General features: G+C 43.4%; 18 protein-coding genes and 1 pseudogene. 6 read left to right on the forward strand and 13 right to left on the reverse strand.

Annotated features, from left to right (window positions below; genetic code table 11):
- Positions 1–64: 64 nt before the first annotated feature.
- From rpsQ to IEV36_RS07100, 12 genes and pseudogenes are all read right to left on the reverse strand, one after another.
- A complete protein-coding gene (gene rpsQ, locus IEV36_RS07045; protein WP_004657679.1) occupies positions 65–322 on the reverse strand; it encodes a 30S ribosomal protein S17 in 258 nt (85 codons plus the stop codon).
- Entirely contained in the window at positions 319–516 is a 198-nt protein-coding gene (rpmC, locus tag IEV36_RS07050) for a 50S ribosomal protein L29 (RefSeq protein WP_000849927.1), read from the reverse strand. The genes rpsQ and rpmC overlap by 4 nt, the downstream gene beginning before the upstream one ends.
- Complete coding sequence (gene rplP / locus IEV36_RS07055) at positions 516–929, reverse strand: 50S ribosomal protein L16 (RefSeq protein ID WP_004657678.1); 414 nt, start codon at positions 927–929, stop codon at positions 516–518. Before rplP ends, rpmC begins: the two co-directional genes overlap by 1 nt.
- Positions 869–1,685: pseudogene (gene rpsC, locus IEV36_RS07060) on the reverse strand (30S ribosomal protein S3). Before rpsC ends, rplP begins: the two are co-directional and overlap by 61 nt.
- A 1-nt stretch (position 1,686) precedes the next feature.
- On the reverse strand, positions 1,687–2,016 hold the full coding sequence (gene rplV / locus IEV36_RS07065; protein ID WP_004657676.1) for a 50S ribosomal protein L22: 330 nt from the start codon (positions 2,014–2,016) through the stop codon (positions 1,687–1,689).
- 11 nt (positions 2,017–2,027) lie between these two features.
- Positions 2,028–2,303 (reverse strand): 30S ribosomal protein S19, encoded by a 276-nt coding sequence (gene rpsS / locus IEV36_RS07070; protein WP_004775885.1) that lies wholly within the window; start codon positions 2,301–2,303, stop codon positions 2,028–2,030.
- Positions 2,304–2,316: 13 nt separating this feature from the next.
- The gene (rplB, locus tag IEV36_RS07075) at positions 2,317–3,141 is read right to left on the reverse strand and encodes a 50S ribosomal protein L2 (protein ID WP_004660349.1); all 825 of its coding nucleotides are present in this window, start codon (positions 3,139–3,141) and stop codon (positions 2,317–2,319) included.
- A gap of 11 nt (positions 3,142–3,152) precedes the next feature.
- Positions 3,153–3,473, reverse strand: a complete 321-nt coding sequence (gene rplW / locus IEV36_RS07080) for a 50S ribosomal protein L23 (RefSeq protein ID WP_004641070.1) — start codon at positions 3,471–3,473, stop codon at positions 3,153–3,155.
- The gene (gene rplD, locus IEV36_RS07085; protein ID WP_004641072.1) at positions 3,470–4,072 is read right to left on the reverse strand and encodes a 50S ribosomal protein L4; all 603 of its coding nucleotides are present in this window, start codon (positions 4,070–4,072) and stop codon (positions 3,470–3,472) included. The genes rplW and rplD overlap by 4 nt, the downstream gene beginning before the upstream one ends.
- A gap of 11 nt (positions 4,073–4,083) precedes the next feature.
- On the reverse strand, positions 4,084–4,722 hold the full coding sequence (gene rplC / locus IEV36_RS07090; protein ID WP_004775888.1) for a 50S ribosomal protein L3: 639 nt from the start codon (positions 4,720–4,722) through the stop codon (positions 4,084–4,086).
- A 58-nt stretch (positions 4,723–4,780) separates the two neighbouring features.
- Complete coding sequence (gene rpsJ, locus IEV36_RS07095; protein WP_000070912.1) at positions 4,781–5,092, reverse strand: 30S ribosomal protein S10; 312 nt, start codon at positions 5,090–5,092, stop codon at positions 4,781–4,783.
- Between the two features lie 226 nt (positions 5,093–5,318).
- On the reverse strand, positions 5,319–6,047 hold the full coding sequence (locus IEV36_RS07100; RefSeq protein WP_005259819.1) for a type 1 glutamine amidotransferase: 729 nt from the start codon (positions 6,045–6,047) through the stop codon (positions 5,319–5,321).
- Between the two features lie 169 nt (positions 6,048–6,216).
- Between IEV36_RS07100 and IEV36_RS07105 the strand changes: the two genes are divergently transcribed.
- The 6 genes from IEV36_RS07105 (at position 6,217) to IEV36_RS07130 (ending at position 12,802) form a co-directional block, all read left to right on the forward strand.
- Positions 6,217–7,410: a PLP-dependent transferase gene (locus IEV36_RS07105; protein WP_005259821.1), complete on the forward strand. Its 1,194-nt coding sequence runs from the start codon at positions 6,217–6,219 to the stop codon at positions 7,408–7,410.
- Positions 7,411–7,431: 21 nt separating this feature from the next.
- Positions 7,432–8,982, forward strand: coding sequence for a helicase HerA-like domain-containing protein (locus tag IEV36_RS07110; RefSeq protein ID WP_005259823.1), 1,551 nt, complete (start codon positions 7,432–7,434; stop codon positions 8,980–8,982).
- Between the two features lie 141 nt (positions 8,983–9,123).
- Entirely contained in the window at positions 9,124–10,335 is a 1,212-nt protein-coding gene (gene hmpA, locus IEV36_RS07115; RefSeq protein ID WP_005259825.1) for an NO-inducible flavohemoprotein, read from the forward strand.
- Positions 10,336–10,414: 79 nt separating this feature from the next.
- Positions 10,415–10,867: an RrF2 family transcriptional regulator gene (locus IEV36_RS07120; RefSeq protein WP_005259826.1), complete on the forward strand. Its 453-nt coding sequence runs from the start codon at positions 10,415–10,417 to the stop codon at positions 10,865–10,867.
- 84 nt (positions 10,868–10,951) lie between these two features.
- Positions 10,952–11,728, forward strand: a complete 777-nt coding sequence (gene yihA, locus IEV36_RS07125; protein ID WP_004775894.1) for a ribosome biogenesis GTP-binding protein YihA/YsxC — start codon at positions 10,952–10,954, stop codon at positions 11,726–11,728.
- 132 nt (positions 11,729–11,860) lie between these two features.
- The gene (locus IEV36_RS07130; RefSeq protein ID WP_004775895.1) at positions 11,861–12,802 is read left to right on the forward strand and encodes a metal-dependent hydrolase; all 942 of its coding nucleotides are present in this window, start codon (positions 11,861–11,863) and stop codon (positions 12,800–12,802) included.
- 56 nt (positions 12,803–12,858) lie between these two features.
- On the opposite strand, the gene IEV36_RS07135 is transcribed toward IEV36_RS07130, so the two are convergent.
- Positions 12,859–14,100: a dicarboxylate/amino acid:cation symporter gene (locus IEV36_RS07135; RefSeq protein WP_005259828.1), complete on the reverse strand. Its 1,242-nt coding sequence runs from the start codon at positions 14,098–14,100 to the stop codon at positions 12,859–12,861.
- Positions 14,101–14,109: the final 9 nt, after the last annotated feature.

Raw genomic sequence — 14,109 nt, forward strand, 5'->3', positions numbered from 1 at the left:
GTCACAATTTCGAAAGGCTCAAAGAGTACTCGAAATTGTCCGATGATGCAACAAGAACGTCTAATTACTCAGCAGCAGCTTCAACTACTTCCACTAAAGTCCAAGCTTTAGTTTTAGAAATTGGGCGGCTTTCTTTGATGGTTACCAAGTCGCCTAATTTAGCAACATTGTTCTCATCATGAGCGTGTAATTTAGTTGAACGGCGGATTGATTTGCCATACAACGGGTGTTGAACGCGGCGTTCAATAAGCACAACAATAGACTTGTCCATTTTGTCGCTTACGACTTTGCCGGTTAACGTGCGGACTGTTTTTTCACTCATTGTCCGTTCCCCTGTTTTTCGGTAAGGAGTGTCTTAATACGAGCAATTGTCTTACGAGCAATTTGCACTTCATGCGATTTGCCTAATTGACCAGTTGCTTTCGCCATACGAAGACGGAATTGGTTAAGCTGTTGCTCATCAAGCAAAGCTTTCAACTCTTCTACCGACTTTTCACGTAGATCTTTAGTTTTCATTACATCACCGTCCGAGTCACGATAGTGGTTTTAAACGGGAGTTTAGCAGCAGCTAAAGCAAAAGCTTCACGCGCTAACTCATCGCTAACACCTTCAATTTCGTACAGGATCTTACCTGGCTGGATCTGACAAACCCAGTATTCCACGCTACCTTTACCTTTACCCATACGAACTTCTAATGGTTTTTCGGTAATTGGTTTGTCTGGGAATACGCGGATGAAGATTTTACCACCACGTTTGATACGACGGCTAATGGTACGACGTGCAGCTTCAATCTGACGCGCAGTCATACGACCACGTTCAGTTGCTTTAATTGCAATCGAACCAAATGATACTGTACTACCACGATGCGCTAGACCAGTGTTACGGCCTTTGTGCACTTTACGGAATTTGGTACGTTTAGGTTGCAACATGGATTATTCTCCCTTGTCAGCAGCACGGTCACCGCGACGACCACGACGCTCTTGACCTTCACCACGACCACGACCGCGTTTAGCTGGACGCTCTTCAGCAGGAGCTGGGTTCATGACTTGTTTCATGCCACCTAAGATCTCACCACGGAAAATCCAAACTTTAACACCGATCGTACCGTATGTTGTTTCTGCGCGCATAGTTGCATAGTCGATGTCAGCACGAAGTGTATGCAAAGGTACACGACCTTCACGATACCACTCAGTACGAGCGATCTCTGCACCACCTAAACGGCCAGAAACTTCAACTTTAATACCTTTAGCGCCAGCACGCATTGTGTTTTGAACCGCACGCTTCATAGCACGACGGAACATAACACGCTTTTCTAATTGAGAAGCAATTGCTTCAGCAACTAAACGTGCGTCCAAGTCAGGGCGATCAATTTCATTGATGCTAACTTGAGCTGGAACACCCATAATATTGGTGAGTTCGCGCTGTAATTTTTCAATGTCTTCGCCTTTTTTACCGATAACGATACCAGGACGAGCAGTGCTAATAGTTACTTTAGCAGCGCCTGTAGGACGTTCGATAAGAATATTGCTGATCATCGCGTTTTTAAGTTTTTTGATTAAAAACTCACGAACTTGAAGATCTTTAAGCAAGTATTCAGCGTATTGCTTCGGATTCGCATACCAGTTAGCGTTATGGCGTTTCACAACACCTAGGCGGATACCGATTGGATGAACCTTCTGACCCATATCAAACCCCTACCTTAACGGTGATGTGACAAGTACGCTTAGTAATACGATCTGCACGGCCTTTAGCACGTGGCATGATACGTTTAAGGCTCATGCCTTCATCAACGTAAATCGTAGTTACTTTAAGGTCATCAACATCTAAGCTGTTGTTGTGTTCAGCATTCGCGATTGCAGATTCAAGTGCTTTTTTAACGAGCACAGCTGCTTTCTTGTTGCTGAAGTTTAAAATGTCTATCGCACGTGCAACCGACTTACCACGGATCAAATCAGCAACTAAACGTGCTTTTTGTGCCGAGATAGCGGCACCGCGTAATTTAGCAGTTACTTCCATCATAGCACCTATTAACGTTTAGACTTCTTATCAACACCGTGACCACGATAGGTACGAGTTGGCGCGAATTCACCCAATTTATGACCAACCATGTGTTCAGTAACAATTACTGGAACGTGGTTACGGCCATTGTGAACAGAAATTGTTAAACCAACAAAGTCTGGAAGGATCATTGAACGACGTGACCAAGTTTTGATCGGCTTACGGTTGTTAGCAGCTACAGCAGCTTCAACCTTAGCGAACAAATGTGCGTCGACGAATGGACCTTTTTTTAATGAACGAGGCATTATTCAGATTCCCTTACTTGACGCGACGGTCGCGAATAATCATCTTAGTCGTACGCTTGTTGGTACGTGTCTTGTACCCTTTAGCTTTTTGACCCCATGGGCTTACAGGTTGAATACCTTTACTACGCCCTTCACCACCACCGTGCGGGTGATCTACTGGGTTCATCGCCATACCACGAACGGTAGGACGAATACCACGCCAGCGCGCAGCACCAGCTTTACCCAATGAACGAAGGTTGCTTTCTTGGTTAGAAACTTCACCAATTACAGCACGACATTCAACATGGACTTTACGCATTTCACCAGAACGTAAACGAACGATAGCGTAAGAACCATCACGACCCAACAACTGAACTGAAGTACCAGCAGAACGTGCTAATTGAGCACCTTTACCGATTTTAAGTTCAAGGTTGTGAAGTGTAGAACCGATTGGCATGTTACGAAGTGGCAAGCAGTTACCTGGACGAATTGGAGCATCGTTACCAGATTGAACTTTATCACCAGCACGTAAGCCTTTAGGTGCAATGATGTAGCGACGTTCACCATCAGCATATTTCAATAAAGCAATATGAGCTGTACGGTTAGGATCGTATTCGATGCGCTCTACAGTCGCTGGAATACCATCTTTGTTACGTTTAAAGTCAACAATACGGTAGTTTTGCTTATGACCACCACCCACGTGACGTGTAGTGATGTGACCATTGTTATTACGACCACCAGTACGTTTTTTAGCTTCTACCAACGGTGCATAAGGAGCGCCTTTGTGAAGGTGGTCATGAACCACTTTCTCTACAAAGCGACGTCCTGGAGACGTTGGCTTACATTTTTGAATTGGCATAATTCTCGTCCTTATTCCGCTGCGTTTTCAGCGGTATCGCCCAAGTCAGCCATTTCTACATCTTGGCCAGCTTTCAGGGTGACGTATGCTTTTTTCACATCAGAACGACGTCCTAATGTTTTACCAAAGCGTTTTGTTTTACCTTTAGTGATCGTTGTATTGATTTTTACAACTTCAACACCGAAGAGCTGCTCAACTGCTTTCTTGATTTCAAGTTTATTTGCATTTAATGCAACTTTGAACACTTGAACACCAGCAGTATCACCTAAAACTTGTGCTTTTTCTGAGAATACTGGTCCTAATAGGACTTGATAGATACGTTCGTTGTTCATCCGAGTTCTACCTCAATTTTCTTAGCAGCAGCTACAGACATTACAACTTTATCAAATGCGATCAAGCTAACAGGATCAATAGCAGTAGCATCAACCACATCAACGTGTGGAAGGTTGCGAGCTGCGAGATACAAGTTCTCATCTACAGCATCTGTAATGATCAATGCGCGAGTTGCATTCAAGTCAGTAAGCTTTGCAAGCAATTCTTTAGTTTTTGGAGCTGCAACAGCAAACTCTTCAACTAATACAAGACGATCTTGGCGAACAAGTTCAGCTAAGATACATTGCATTGCACCGCGGTACATCTTACGGTTTACTTTTTGAGACCAATCTTGTGGGCGAGCAGCAAAAGTTTTACCACCACCAACCCAGATAGGGCTACGAATAGAACCCGCACGAGCGCGACCAGTACCTTTTTGACGGAATGGTTTTTTACCACCGCCAGAAACATCTGCACGTGATTTGTGAGCACGAGTACCTTGACGACCACCAGCTAAGTAAGCTGTAACAACTTGGTGTACAAGAGCTTCGTTAAATTCACGTCCGAAAGCAACTTCAGACAATTCAACAGCAGAGCCGGAAACAGTTTTTAAATTCACAGTATTTCCCCTCAGGCCTTGATGGTAGGACGTACAACAACGTCACCGCCAGTTGAACCAGGAATAGCACCCTTAACAACTAAAACAGAACGTTCAGCGTCAATAGATACGATTTCAAGACCTTGAACTGTTACGCGTTCGTCACCTAAGTGACCAGCCATTTTCTTGCCTTTGAACACGCGACCAGGAGTCTGGTTTTGACCTGTAGAACCTAATACACGGTGAGATACAGAGTTACCATGAGTAGCATCTTGCGTACGGAAATTCCAACGCTTAACACCACCTTGGAAACCTTTACCTTTTGATTGACCAGTTACGTCAACAATTTGACCAACTGTGAACAAATCAACACCGATAGAAGCACCAACTTCACGGCCTTCAAGCTCAGCTTCAGTAACACGGAACTCTTTAACTAAACGACCAGCAGCAACACCAGCTTTCGCGAAGTGACCTTTCTGAGCGTTAGTTACGCGCGATTCGCGACGTTCACCAGTAGTTACTTGAATTGCTTGATAACCATCAGTTTCAAGTGTTTTGATTTGCGTAATGCGGTTTGGATCGACTTCGATAACTGTAACAGGTACAGATACACCAGCATCCGTAAAGACGCGAGTCATACCACATTTGCGACCGACTAAACCAATAGCCATGTGCATAAACCTCTAATAAAGCGGCCTAATTAACTTAAAAGTTAATCAACCGAAAGCCTTAACCCAAAGCGATCTGAACATCAACACCAGCAGCAAGATCTAACTTCATCAATGCATCAACAGTTTTATCTGTTGGTTGAACGATGTCGATCAAACGTTTATAAGTGCGGATTTCGTACTGATCACGAGCGTCTTTGTTGACGTGTGGTGAAGTAAGAACGTTGAAGCGTTCGATGCGAGTAGGCATCGGAATTGGACCACACACTTGTGCGCCAGTACGCTTAGCGGTTTCTACGATCTCTTGAGCAGATTGATCAATCAGACGATGATCAAAAGACTTCAAACGGATACGAATTCTCTGGTTAGACATACCAGTAAACTCCAAGCCAAATATATAAAGAATCACCCATGACGCACCTCACCTTTTGGTAAGTGTCAAGGGCAGTGAAAATCACTATGGTCGTGATCGATGCCACGACTGTAATGCGTTGACTACTTTCTTCGTAGTAAACGCCCTCCATTTGAGGGTCGCCCATTATAACGATTGTTTAAGTCTTATGCAATTCTTCTTTTCATTTTTTAAGCATTTTGTCAGCTCAAGCACTCACCACATAATCAATCGCCTGATTCAGTAAACGATTACCCTGCTCAAATTTACTTTTCAAGCTTCTTTTTAATTCAGCAATAGGCTGTACATACCTTCCATTAAAAACAGCCATCTCTTCCTCCCCCTCAATCAACAGAGCCAAGGCGTGTGGTGTCATCTCTGGATGAAACTGAAATCCCAATACATTGCGTCCAATTTGATACATCTGATTTAAACACACCTTATTTTCCGCTAGACGTATTGCGCCTTTGGGAATTTCAAACGTTTCACTATGCCACTGTAAAATATTCAATTGTTCTGGTATCTGGAAACATTGCTCTGGAATGTGTGAAGCACGCCCTACATCCATCCAGCCAAGCTCCTGATCAGGATTACGACTGACTGCTGCACCCAAGGCATTCGCAATCAATTGTCCACCCAGACACAACCCAATAGCAGGTTTTCCCGCAGCCAGATAACGTCTTAGCCACCTTTTTTCCAATCTTAACCAAGGATAATTCGCCTCATCATTCACGCTCATCGTTCCCCCCATAATAATCAAGAGGTCAACTTCATCTATGCGTGGCAGCGCTTCAAGCTCCAATGGCAAATCTACAGGTAGAGCAAAAAATTCTGTTGCTGTAATTTTTGCGTGATGTGCTTTTAAAAAGTCATAGCAACTGCCAAAACCTTCGCCAGCGATGTGCTGAAAATAATGCACTCTTAAATGCGACTTCATGCGCGAAAACCTATTATCGTTAGAATGATAATTAGTCTTAGCAAAAATAAAGCCAGTTTTTATTGATGACCTGAATCTGTACCGATTCTGTACAAAAGCAGTAAAGCACTAGCAGCTTTCATCATTTTCTCTTAACCTGAGACGCATTCTATTGATTTAATTTTGCCCTATGACAACTCACAATAAAGCACAAACCGATCTCATTCATGCACCACGTAAAGCCCCTCAATACATAGAAACCATCCAGCCTCCCCTATTTCGTGCATCTACGATTATTTTTAAAACAACAGCGCACCTTTTTGATCGCCACTGGACCGATGCCTATGACTATAGTTATGGCACACACGGCACCCCAACTACTTTTACATTAGGGGACAATATTGCAAGAATTGAAGGCGGAAATTATTGCCTGCTTGCACCCAGCGGCTTATCTGCGATTAATCTGGTGAACAGTACATTTCTAAGCACTGGTGATGAGGTATGGGTCGCCGACAATATCTATGGCCCTAACCTTGAACATTTGAATAATCTGCAAGACCGGTACGGCATCAGCGTAAAAATTTATAATCCAGTTGATGCAGCCAGCTTTCAACCTACAGAGAAAGCCAAATTAATCTGGCTCGAAGCAGCTGGCTCAGTCACCTTAGAATTTCCCGATCTCAAAAATCTGGTCAAAAAAGCCCAACAAGCCAATGTACTCACTGCATTAGATAACACATGGGGTGCAGGACTTGCTTTTAATGCCTTCGATTTCTCTGATGAACATTTAGCGGTCGATATCACCGTACATGCACTCACCAAATACCCAAGCGGCGGCGGCGATATTCTCATGGGTTCAGTGGTGACCCGTGATCAACAGTTACATCACAAACTCTATCGCATGCATGCCATTCAAGGGATCTCTGTATCAGGCGATGATACTGCTCAGATTCAACGTAGTCTGGCTCACATGTCGCTCCGCTATGAACAGCAAGCACAAAGCACCCGTGTATTACTGGAATGGCTCAAACAACAGCCTCAATTTAGTCAGGTTTTACATCCAAGCTCACCAGATTCAGCAGGTCACTCGTTCTGGTCAGACATTTGTACCACAGGCAAAAGCGCAGGCTTGGTTAGCGTCATTTTTAAAGCTAATTATGACTTGACGGCGGTTCGACAATTCTGTGATAACTTGAAATTGTTTAAACTTGGATTTAGCTGGGGTGGCCCAGTCAGCCTAGCCATGCTCTATGATTTAAAGCAGATGCGTTCGCTGGGAAATACACATTTACAACAAGGTTTATTGGTGCGCTTCTGTATAGGACTAGAACATCCAGAAGATTTAATCCAAGATATTCAAAACGCATTAAAACAGCTCGATTGAGATCAAAAAAACAGGTGAAGAATGAGTACACCAATCGTTATTGCTAAAAAAACCACAGATACAACACAAGATATTGTTTTGCATTCTAAATTTGCAAACCGACATGGTTTGATTGCTGGTGCAACAGGTACGGGGAAAACCGTTACTCTGAAAGTACTGGCAGAAAGCTTTTCCAGACTCGGTGTACCCGTCTTTCTCGCCGATGCCAAAGGCGATGTCTCTAGCCTTGCCAAAGCTGGCGAGAGTAATCCTAAATTTGATGAACGACTGAAAACCTTACAACTTGAACCCGTTCCATTTGCCGCTTCCCCTGTCATTTTCTGGGATTTATTTGCTCAACAAGGCCACCCGATCCGCACCACGATTTCAGAAATCGGCCCATTACTACTGGCGCAAATGCTTAATCTGAACGATACACAGGAAGGTGTCCTTTCGGCCGTGTTCCGTGTTGCTGATGATCAGGGCTTACTGCTGATCGATTTTAAAGATCTAAAAGCAATGCTGACCTACGTCAGTGAAAATGCTGCTGAACTAAAAGCTGAATATGGCAATCTCTCTCCTGCCAGTCTAGGCGCGATTCAACGCAATTTACTGGCCTTAGGCGATCAAGGTGGAGAACAGTTCTTTGGTGAACCAAGTCTAAATATCCTCGACTTCATTCAGACCGATACCAATGGACATGGCTATATCAATATCTTAGCTGCTGACAAGCTAATGAATACGCCGAAGCTGTACGCCACTTTTTTACTCTGGATGATGTCGGAACTGTTCGAACAACTACCAGAAGTCGGCGATATGGATAAACCAAAACTGGTGTTCTTCTTTGATGAAGCTCACCTGTTATTTGACAATGCCAGCCCAGCTTTACAACAAAAAATTGAACAAGTGGTTCGTCTGATCCGTTCTAAAGGTGTTGGGATTTACTTTATTACTCAAAATCCGCTGGATCTACCTGAAAGCGTTTTAGGACAACTCGGAAATCGTATACAACATGCTTTACGTGCTTTTACCCCAAAAGACCAGAAAGCCGTCAAAACTGCCGCAGACACCTTCCGCGCCAATCCAGAGTTTAAAGTTGATCAAGCCATTACCGAACTCGCAGTTGGTGAAGCACTAATTAGCTGTCTAGATGAACAAGGCACACCACAAATCGTAGAGCGTGGCTGGGTAATGCCGCCCTACTCATCATTTACGCCGATTAGTCCCGAAGAACGCCAAGTGATCATTTCACAAAGCATTGTCGCTGGTGTTTACGATCAAGCGGTGGATCGGGATAGTGCCTATGAAATGCTGCAAAAGAAAGTATTGCAACAATCCCAGCAAAAAGAAGCCGATGATCTAGCACAACAACAAAGTAAAGAACAGGAAGCGCTCGCCAAGCAACAAACCAGAGAGCAAGAACGTTTTGCCCGTGAACAGCAAAAAGCTGCTGAAAAAGCACAGCGTGACCGTGAAAAACTGACACAGGATATCGTGGGAACATTTGCCAAAAGTGCAGCGCGTAGTTTAGGTGGCAGTACTGGACAGAAAATTGTGCGTGGTCTACTCGGCTCCCTCTTCGGTAAAAAATAAAACAATACTCAATTGAAAATTAAGGGATAATTTATTATCCCTTAATTTTTTTATGGCTTTTATTTAATTTAGCATTGCAAATCTATTTTTAAAGGTATATTTTAAATACATCTTATAAATGATAGCCAAGAGAGATCTCCTATGACTCCGCAGCAAATTGACCTTGTTAAAGCAACAGTTCCAGTTCTTCGTGAAAACGGCGTAGCGCTGACTGGATACTTTTATAACCGCATGTTGGGTAACAACCCTGATTTAAAAGAAACCTTTAACATGGGACATCAGCGCAGTGGTGCACAGGCACAGGCGCTTGCGGGGGCAGTTTTAGCTTATGCGGAGAACATTGAAGATCCTTCTGTGCTTTTACCTGTGGTTGAACTGATTGCGCATAAACATGTCAGCTTAAATATTCAGTCACCAGATTACGGCATCGTGGGTGAAAACCTACTTCATTCCATTAGTGAAGTACTGAATATTTCAATGGAAGATCCATTAATTGGTGCATGGGCTGCGGCTTATGGTCAATTGGCTGATTTATTTATCAGTACTGAAAAAGCAATTTATGACCAACATCAACAAACCAAAGGCAGCTGGTTAGGCTGGCGTAATTTCAAAATCGCCAAGAAAGTCGTAGAAAGTGACGAAATCACCTCTTTCTACCTTGCTCCTGTTGATGGTGGTGAATTACCAAAATATGAAGCAGGCCAATATATTTCAGTTCGTGTGTTCGTACCTGAGCTTAATTTAAGACAACCCCGCCAATACACACTTTCAACTAGCCCACAGGCAGATTACCTACGTATCTCAGTGAAGCGTGAAGATGAAAAAGGTGAACTTGCTGGTGGCTGGGTATCAAGTACATTACATGGTTTAGCTGAAGGTTCAGAAATTGAAGTGTCTGCACCGACAGGAAACTTCTATTTAATCGACAGCAACAAACGTAATGTATTTATCAGTGGTGGTGTCGGCTTAACTCCAATGATTGCGATGCTGAATCAATTGGTGACTTTAGATATGCCACAGCCTGTCAGCTTTATTCATGCATGTCGTAGTAGCCAAGTCCATGCCATGAAGAAGCATATTCATGAATTGAAAAGCAAGTTTCCACGTTTGAGCACATTCACTGCTTATGAATTTCCACATGCAGCAGATGTGCTCGGTGAAGATTATGATGTCGCTGGTCGTTTAGACCTCCGCACCTTAGATGCAGCGCTATTACCAGTCAATGCCGATTACTATTTATGCGGCCCGATGCCATTTATGGCAGAGCAACACAAGGCACTGGTAGCACGTGGCATCCCTGCTGAAAATATTCACAGCGAAGCCTTTGGCACAGGTGGCGTTAAGCTCAGCTAATTTACACCGCATTTTGTATAAGGCTAGCCTGTGATAGACTAGCCTTTTCTATTTATTGCTCCAGATTGAGCGAAACCACATGCAACTCAATAAGTTTACAGATTATGCACTCAGAATCCTGATGTATGTCGCTCGCCCGAGTGATGTACCGTATACGATTGCAGATATCGCGCAGGACTTACATGTGTCACAAAATCATCTGGTGAAAGTGGTTCACTTCATGGGCAAACAGCAATGGATTGTGACCATTCGTGGCAAAGGAGGCGGTCTTCGCCTAAACCCTGAAGCCAAGAGCTTGAAGTTAGGTGAAATTGTCCGAACCTTGCAAGGTAGCCATCAAATTGTTGAGTGCAATACCCCACCCTGCGTATTACGCTCCCATTGCGGCCTCAAAGGTATTTTAGATCAGGCACTAGAAAGCTTTTATCAAAGTCTGAATCAATATACGCTCGGTGAAGTGGTTCAGCACGGTATTGTTCCTTCTCCGATCCATTCAGAGATTAACTTTTTAGAGTTGTCACAGAAAGCTTAATAAGCACTTCAACATCAAGATTCGCACGAAGCCGTCACATCCTTTATAATAGTCGTTGCTATTTCAATTCAAAAGTAAGCTTCTATGCGTCGCAGTGAAAAATCCAAAGACACCAAAGCCAAACTCGCTCCCAAACAAAAAATCAGTTATGAGAAAAAAGCTGACCCTGCAGTGACTGAATATGCAGTACAGTCTCTCACCTGGTTACGCCAAGCTGAATTTTTGATGAGTGCGCCAAAACTGTCTTTATGCGTAGAAGATACAGGCTATGAAATTGCATTTGCTGGTCGTTCTAATGCTGGTAAATCCAGTGCCATCAACACCTTAACCAATCAAAAGCAACTCGCACGTGCTTCTAAAAAACCTGGTCGTACTCAAATGATCAACTTTTTTAGTTTAGGTAACCCTGATCAGCGTCTGGTTGATTTACCAGGTTATGGTTATGCGGCCGTTCCAGAAGCCATGAAAATCGTGTGGCAAAAAGAATTGGAAAATTACCTAATTCACCGTAAGAGCTTACAAGGTTTAGTGTTATTGATGGATATTCGTCATCCATTGCAACATTTTGACTTGATGATGCTGGAATGGGCACATTCACGTCATTTATTCGTGCATATCCTGTTGACCAAAGCGGATAAACTGAACCGTGGCCCTGCCAACAAAGTGCTGTTAGAAGTTAAACAGCAGTTGAAAAAGATGAAGCTTGATTTCTCAATTCAGTTGTTCTCGTCATTGAACCGAATCGGCTTAGAAGAACTGGCCAGTGTGATGGCAGGTCGCTTGAATTTTACTCTCGATCAACCGACTGAATTTGACCTCGATCAGATCCCTGAAGCCTCAGAAACTGACGTAGAAGAATAAAAAATGCATTTTATGCAACTTGATGCATTAAATAATTTTTAATTGTCCCGAATTGCTAAACACAAACACTAGGTAGTTTACATATACTGCTTAGTGTTGGTTCATTGCACTATCGATTAGGACTAAACAACAATGAAATTACTATCATTTGTGAAGAACAAACTTGGTTCTTCGATTGACTATAAAATCCTCCCGCGCAAAGTTAAATTTGATTGGGAAAATACACCAGTGGATTGGATTCCAAACCAGCCTTTTGCCAGCTATTTTATTAATGAAATTAACAATATTTTACCTGCTGGTGAGTTTTGGTTTTGCCGTTTATATAACAAAGTCCTCCCTGAAATTACCGATGAAAAACTAAAACAGGATGTGCAGGCATTTATTCGTCAAGAAGCCATGCATGCTGTTGCGCACACCTCTGCCAACAAAGAATATCTCAGCCAACGCAATATCGATATTCAGCGCAATCTCGACATCATGGATTTCTTATTCACCAAAGCTTTGGCAGATAAGCCTTTCGGTAAAGAAATTCCAAAAGCACTTGATCATCAATGGGATTTATTCCGTCTCGGAGTGATTGCCACCGTTGAGCACATGACTTGTGTATTAGGTAAATATGCGCTTTACAACAAACGCTGGGAAGAACTGGGCGCCGATCCTGAAATGCTTGATTTGATTAAATGGCACGGATCGGAAGAAATTGAACATCGTACCGTTGCCTTTGATCTTTACCGTCATTTAGGTGGTAGTTATATCGCACGTTATTACCTCAGTGTTGCAGTCATTGCGGGCGTTTTAGGACTCTGGGTCGACGGCGCAGCGCATATCATGAGTCAGGATCCACGTTTCGCTGATAAGAAGCCAAGTGTGTTCAAGCCATGGATATGGATTGAATGGTCGAAGATTGCATTAAAAGATTCTAAAATTTTGCCGGGTCCAGCATGGTTAGTGGCACAGCAATTGGATTATTTAATGCCGTGGTACGATCCTGTTAAGGAAGGTAATACTCAAGATGCCGTGAATTACTTAAACAATTCACCAGCCGCAAAACGCGCTTTACAACAAGCCGCTTAAACTTTAAAGACAAAAAAAGCAGGAGTGATCTCCTGCTTTTTTTATTCCAATTCAGATTAACTTGCTTCAGCCTCTGCCTGTTTGGCATAACGATCTACCACCACACTGATCATCATGTCGCCCTGTACATTGACCACCGTACGCACGGTATCTAAGACACGGTCGATCGGCAGTAAAATCGCAATCGCTTCGGCGGGTAACCCCACAGATTGTAATACCATGATCATGGTGACCATGCCTGCACTTGGAATACCTGGTGCGCCTAATGAAGCAATCATCGCGGTTAAACAAACGATAACTTGCTGAGTCAAACTTAGATCCAGTCCCATCAGATTCGCAATAAATAAAGCTGCGGCTGCCTCATAGAGTGCCGTACCATCCATATTTAACTGCGTACCCAGTGGAATCACGAAACCTGCGGTTTGTGGTCGCACTCCTAGATTTTCCTGAGCACATTTCATACTCAATGGCATGGTCGCAGAACTTGAGCTGGTCGCAAATGCGGTGACCAATGCAGTTCTCGCACCTCTGAAAAAGGTGATCGGATTCATACGTCCGAAGATCCAGAGCAAGGCAGGTAACACCACCACTCCATGAAAAATAGTTGTCCCTGTCACCACCGCAGCAAACTCGACCAGACGACTGAGCACGGACAAATCTTCAGTCGCAATCAACTTCGCCAATAACGCAAAAATACCAATCGGCGCAAGCTTCATTACCCAGCCTACCAGCATCATCATGATGTCAAAAAATTGCTGGCTGATATTACGGACTAAAGCAAAACGCTCCCCACCCTTGACCAAGGCCACGCCAAGGAATAAAGCAAACACCACCACGGCAAGCACATTGCCTTCGCTAAAAGCTTTGAAGGGATTAATTAAGGTATTTTGAATAAAAGTAGTGAAAAAGCTGGACGGCGTTAAGGTATCGGGTGTCTGGTGATTATCCATGGCAGCCTGAAACAGCTGGATATCGACACCTTTGCCCACATCAAACAAATGCGCACAACTGATCCCTAAAATCAAAGCCAAAGTCGTGGTGGTAAAACAACTCAACGCTGTAATTTTCCAGACCCGACCAAATTGACCGCCTGCCTGTAAATTGGAAACACCCACCACAATTGAACTAAAGATCAATGGAATCAGTAGCATTTTCAGCAAGCCAATAAAGATACTACTTAAGACACCAAGACCATATAGACTGTAGTCAACAAATGCCGTTTGCGGATAAGCAATCAGCAGAAAACCAAATGCTACACCGAGCACGGCTGCAATCAAAATCTGTGTATTTAAATTCATTGTGATTGA

This window comes from Acinetobacter vivianii (assembly GCF_014635885.1).
Classification (GTDB): Bacteria; Pseudomonadota; Gammaproteobacteria; order Pseudomonadales; family Moraxellaceae; genus Acinetobacter; species Acinetobacter vivianii.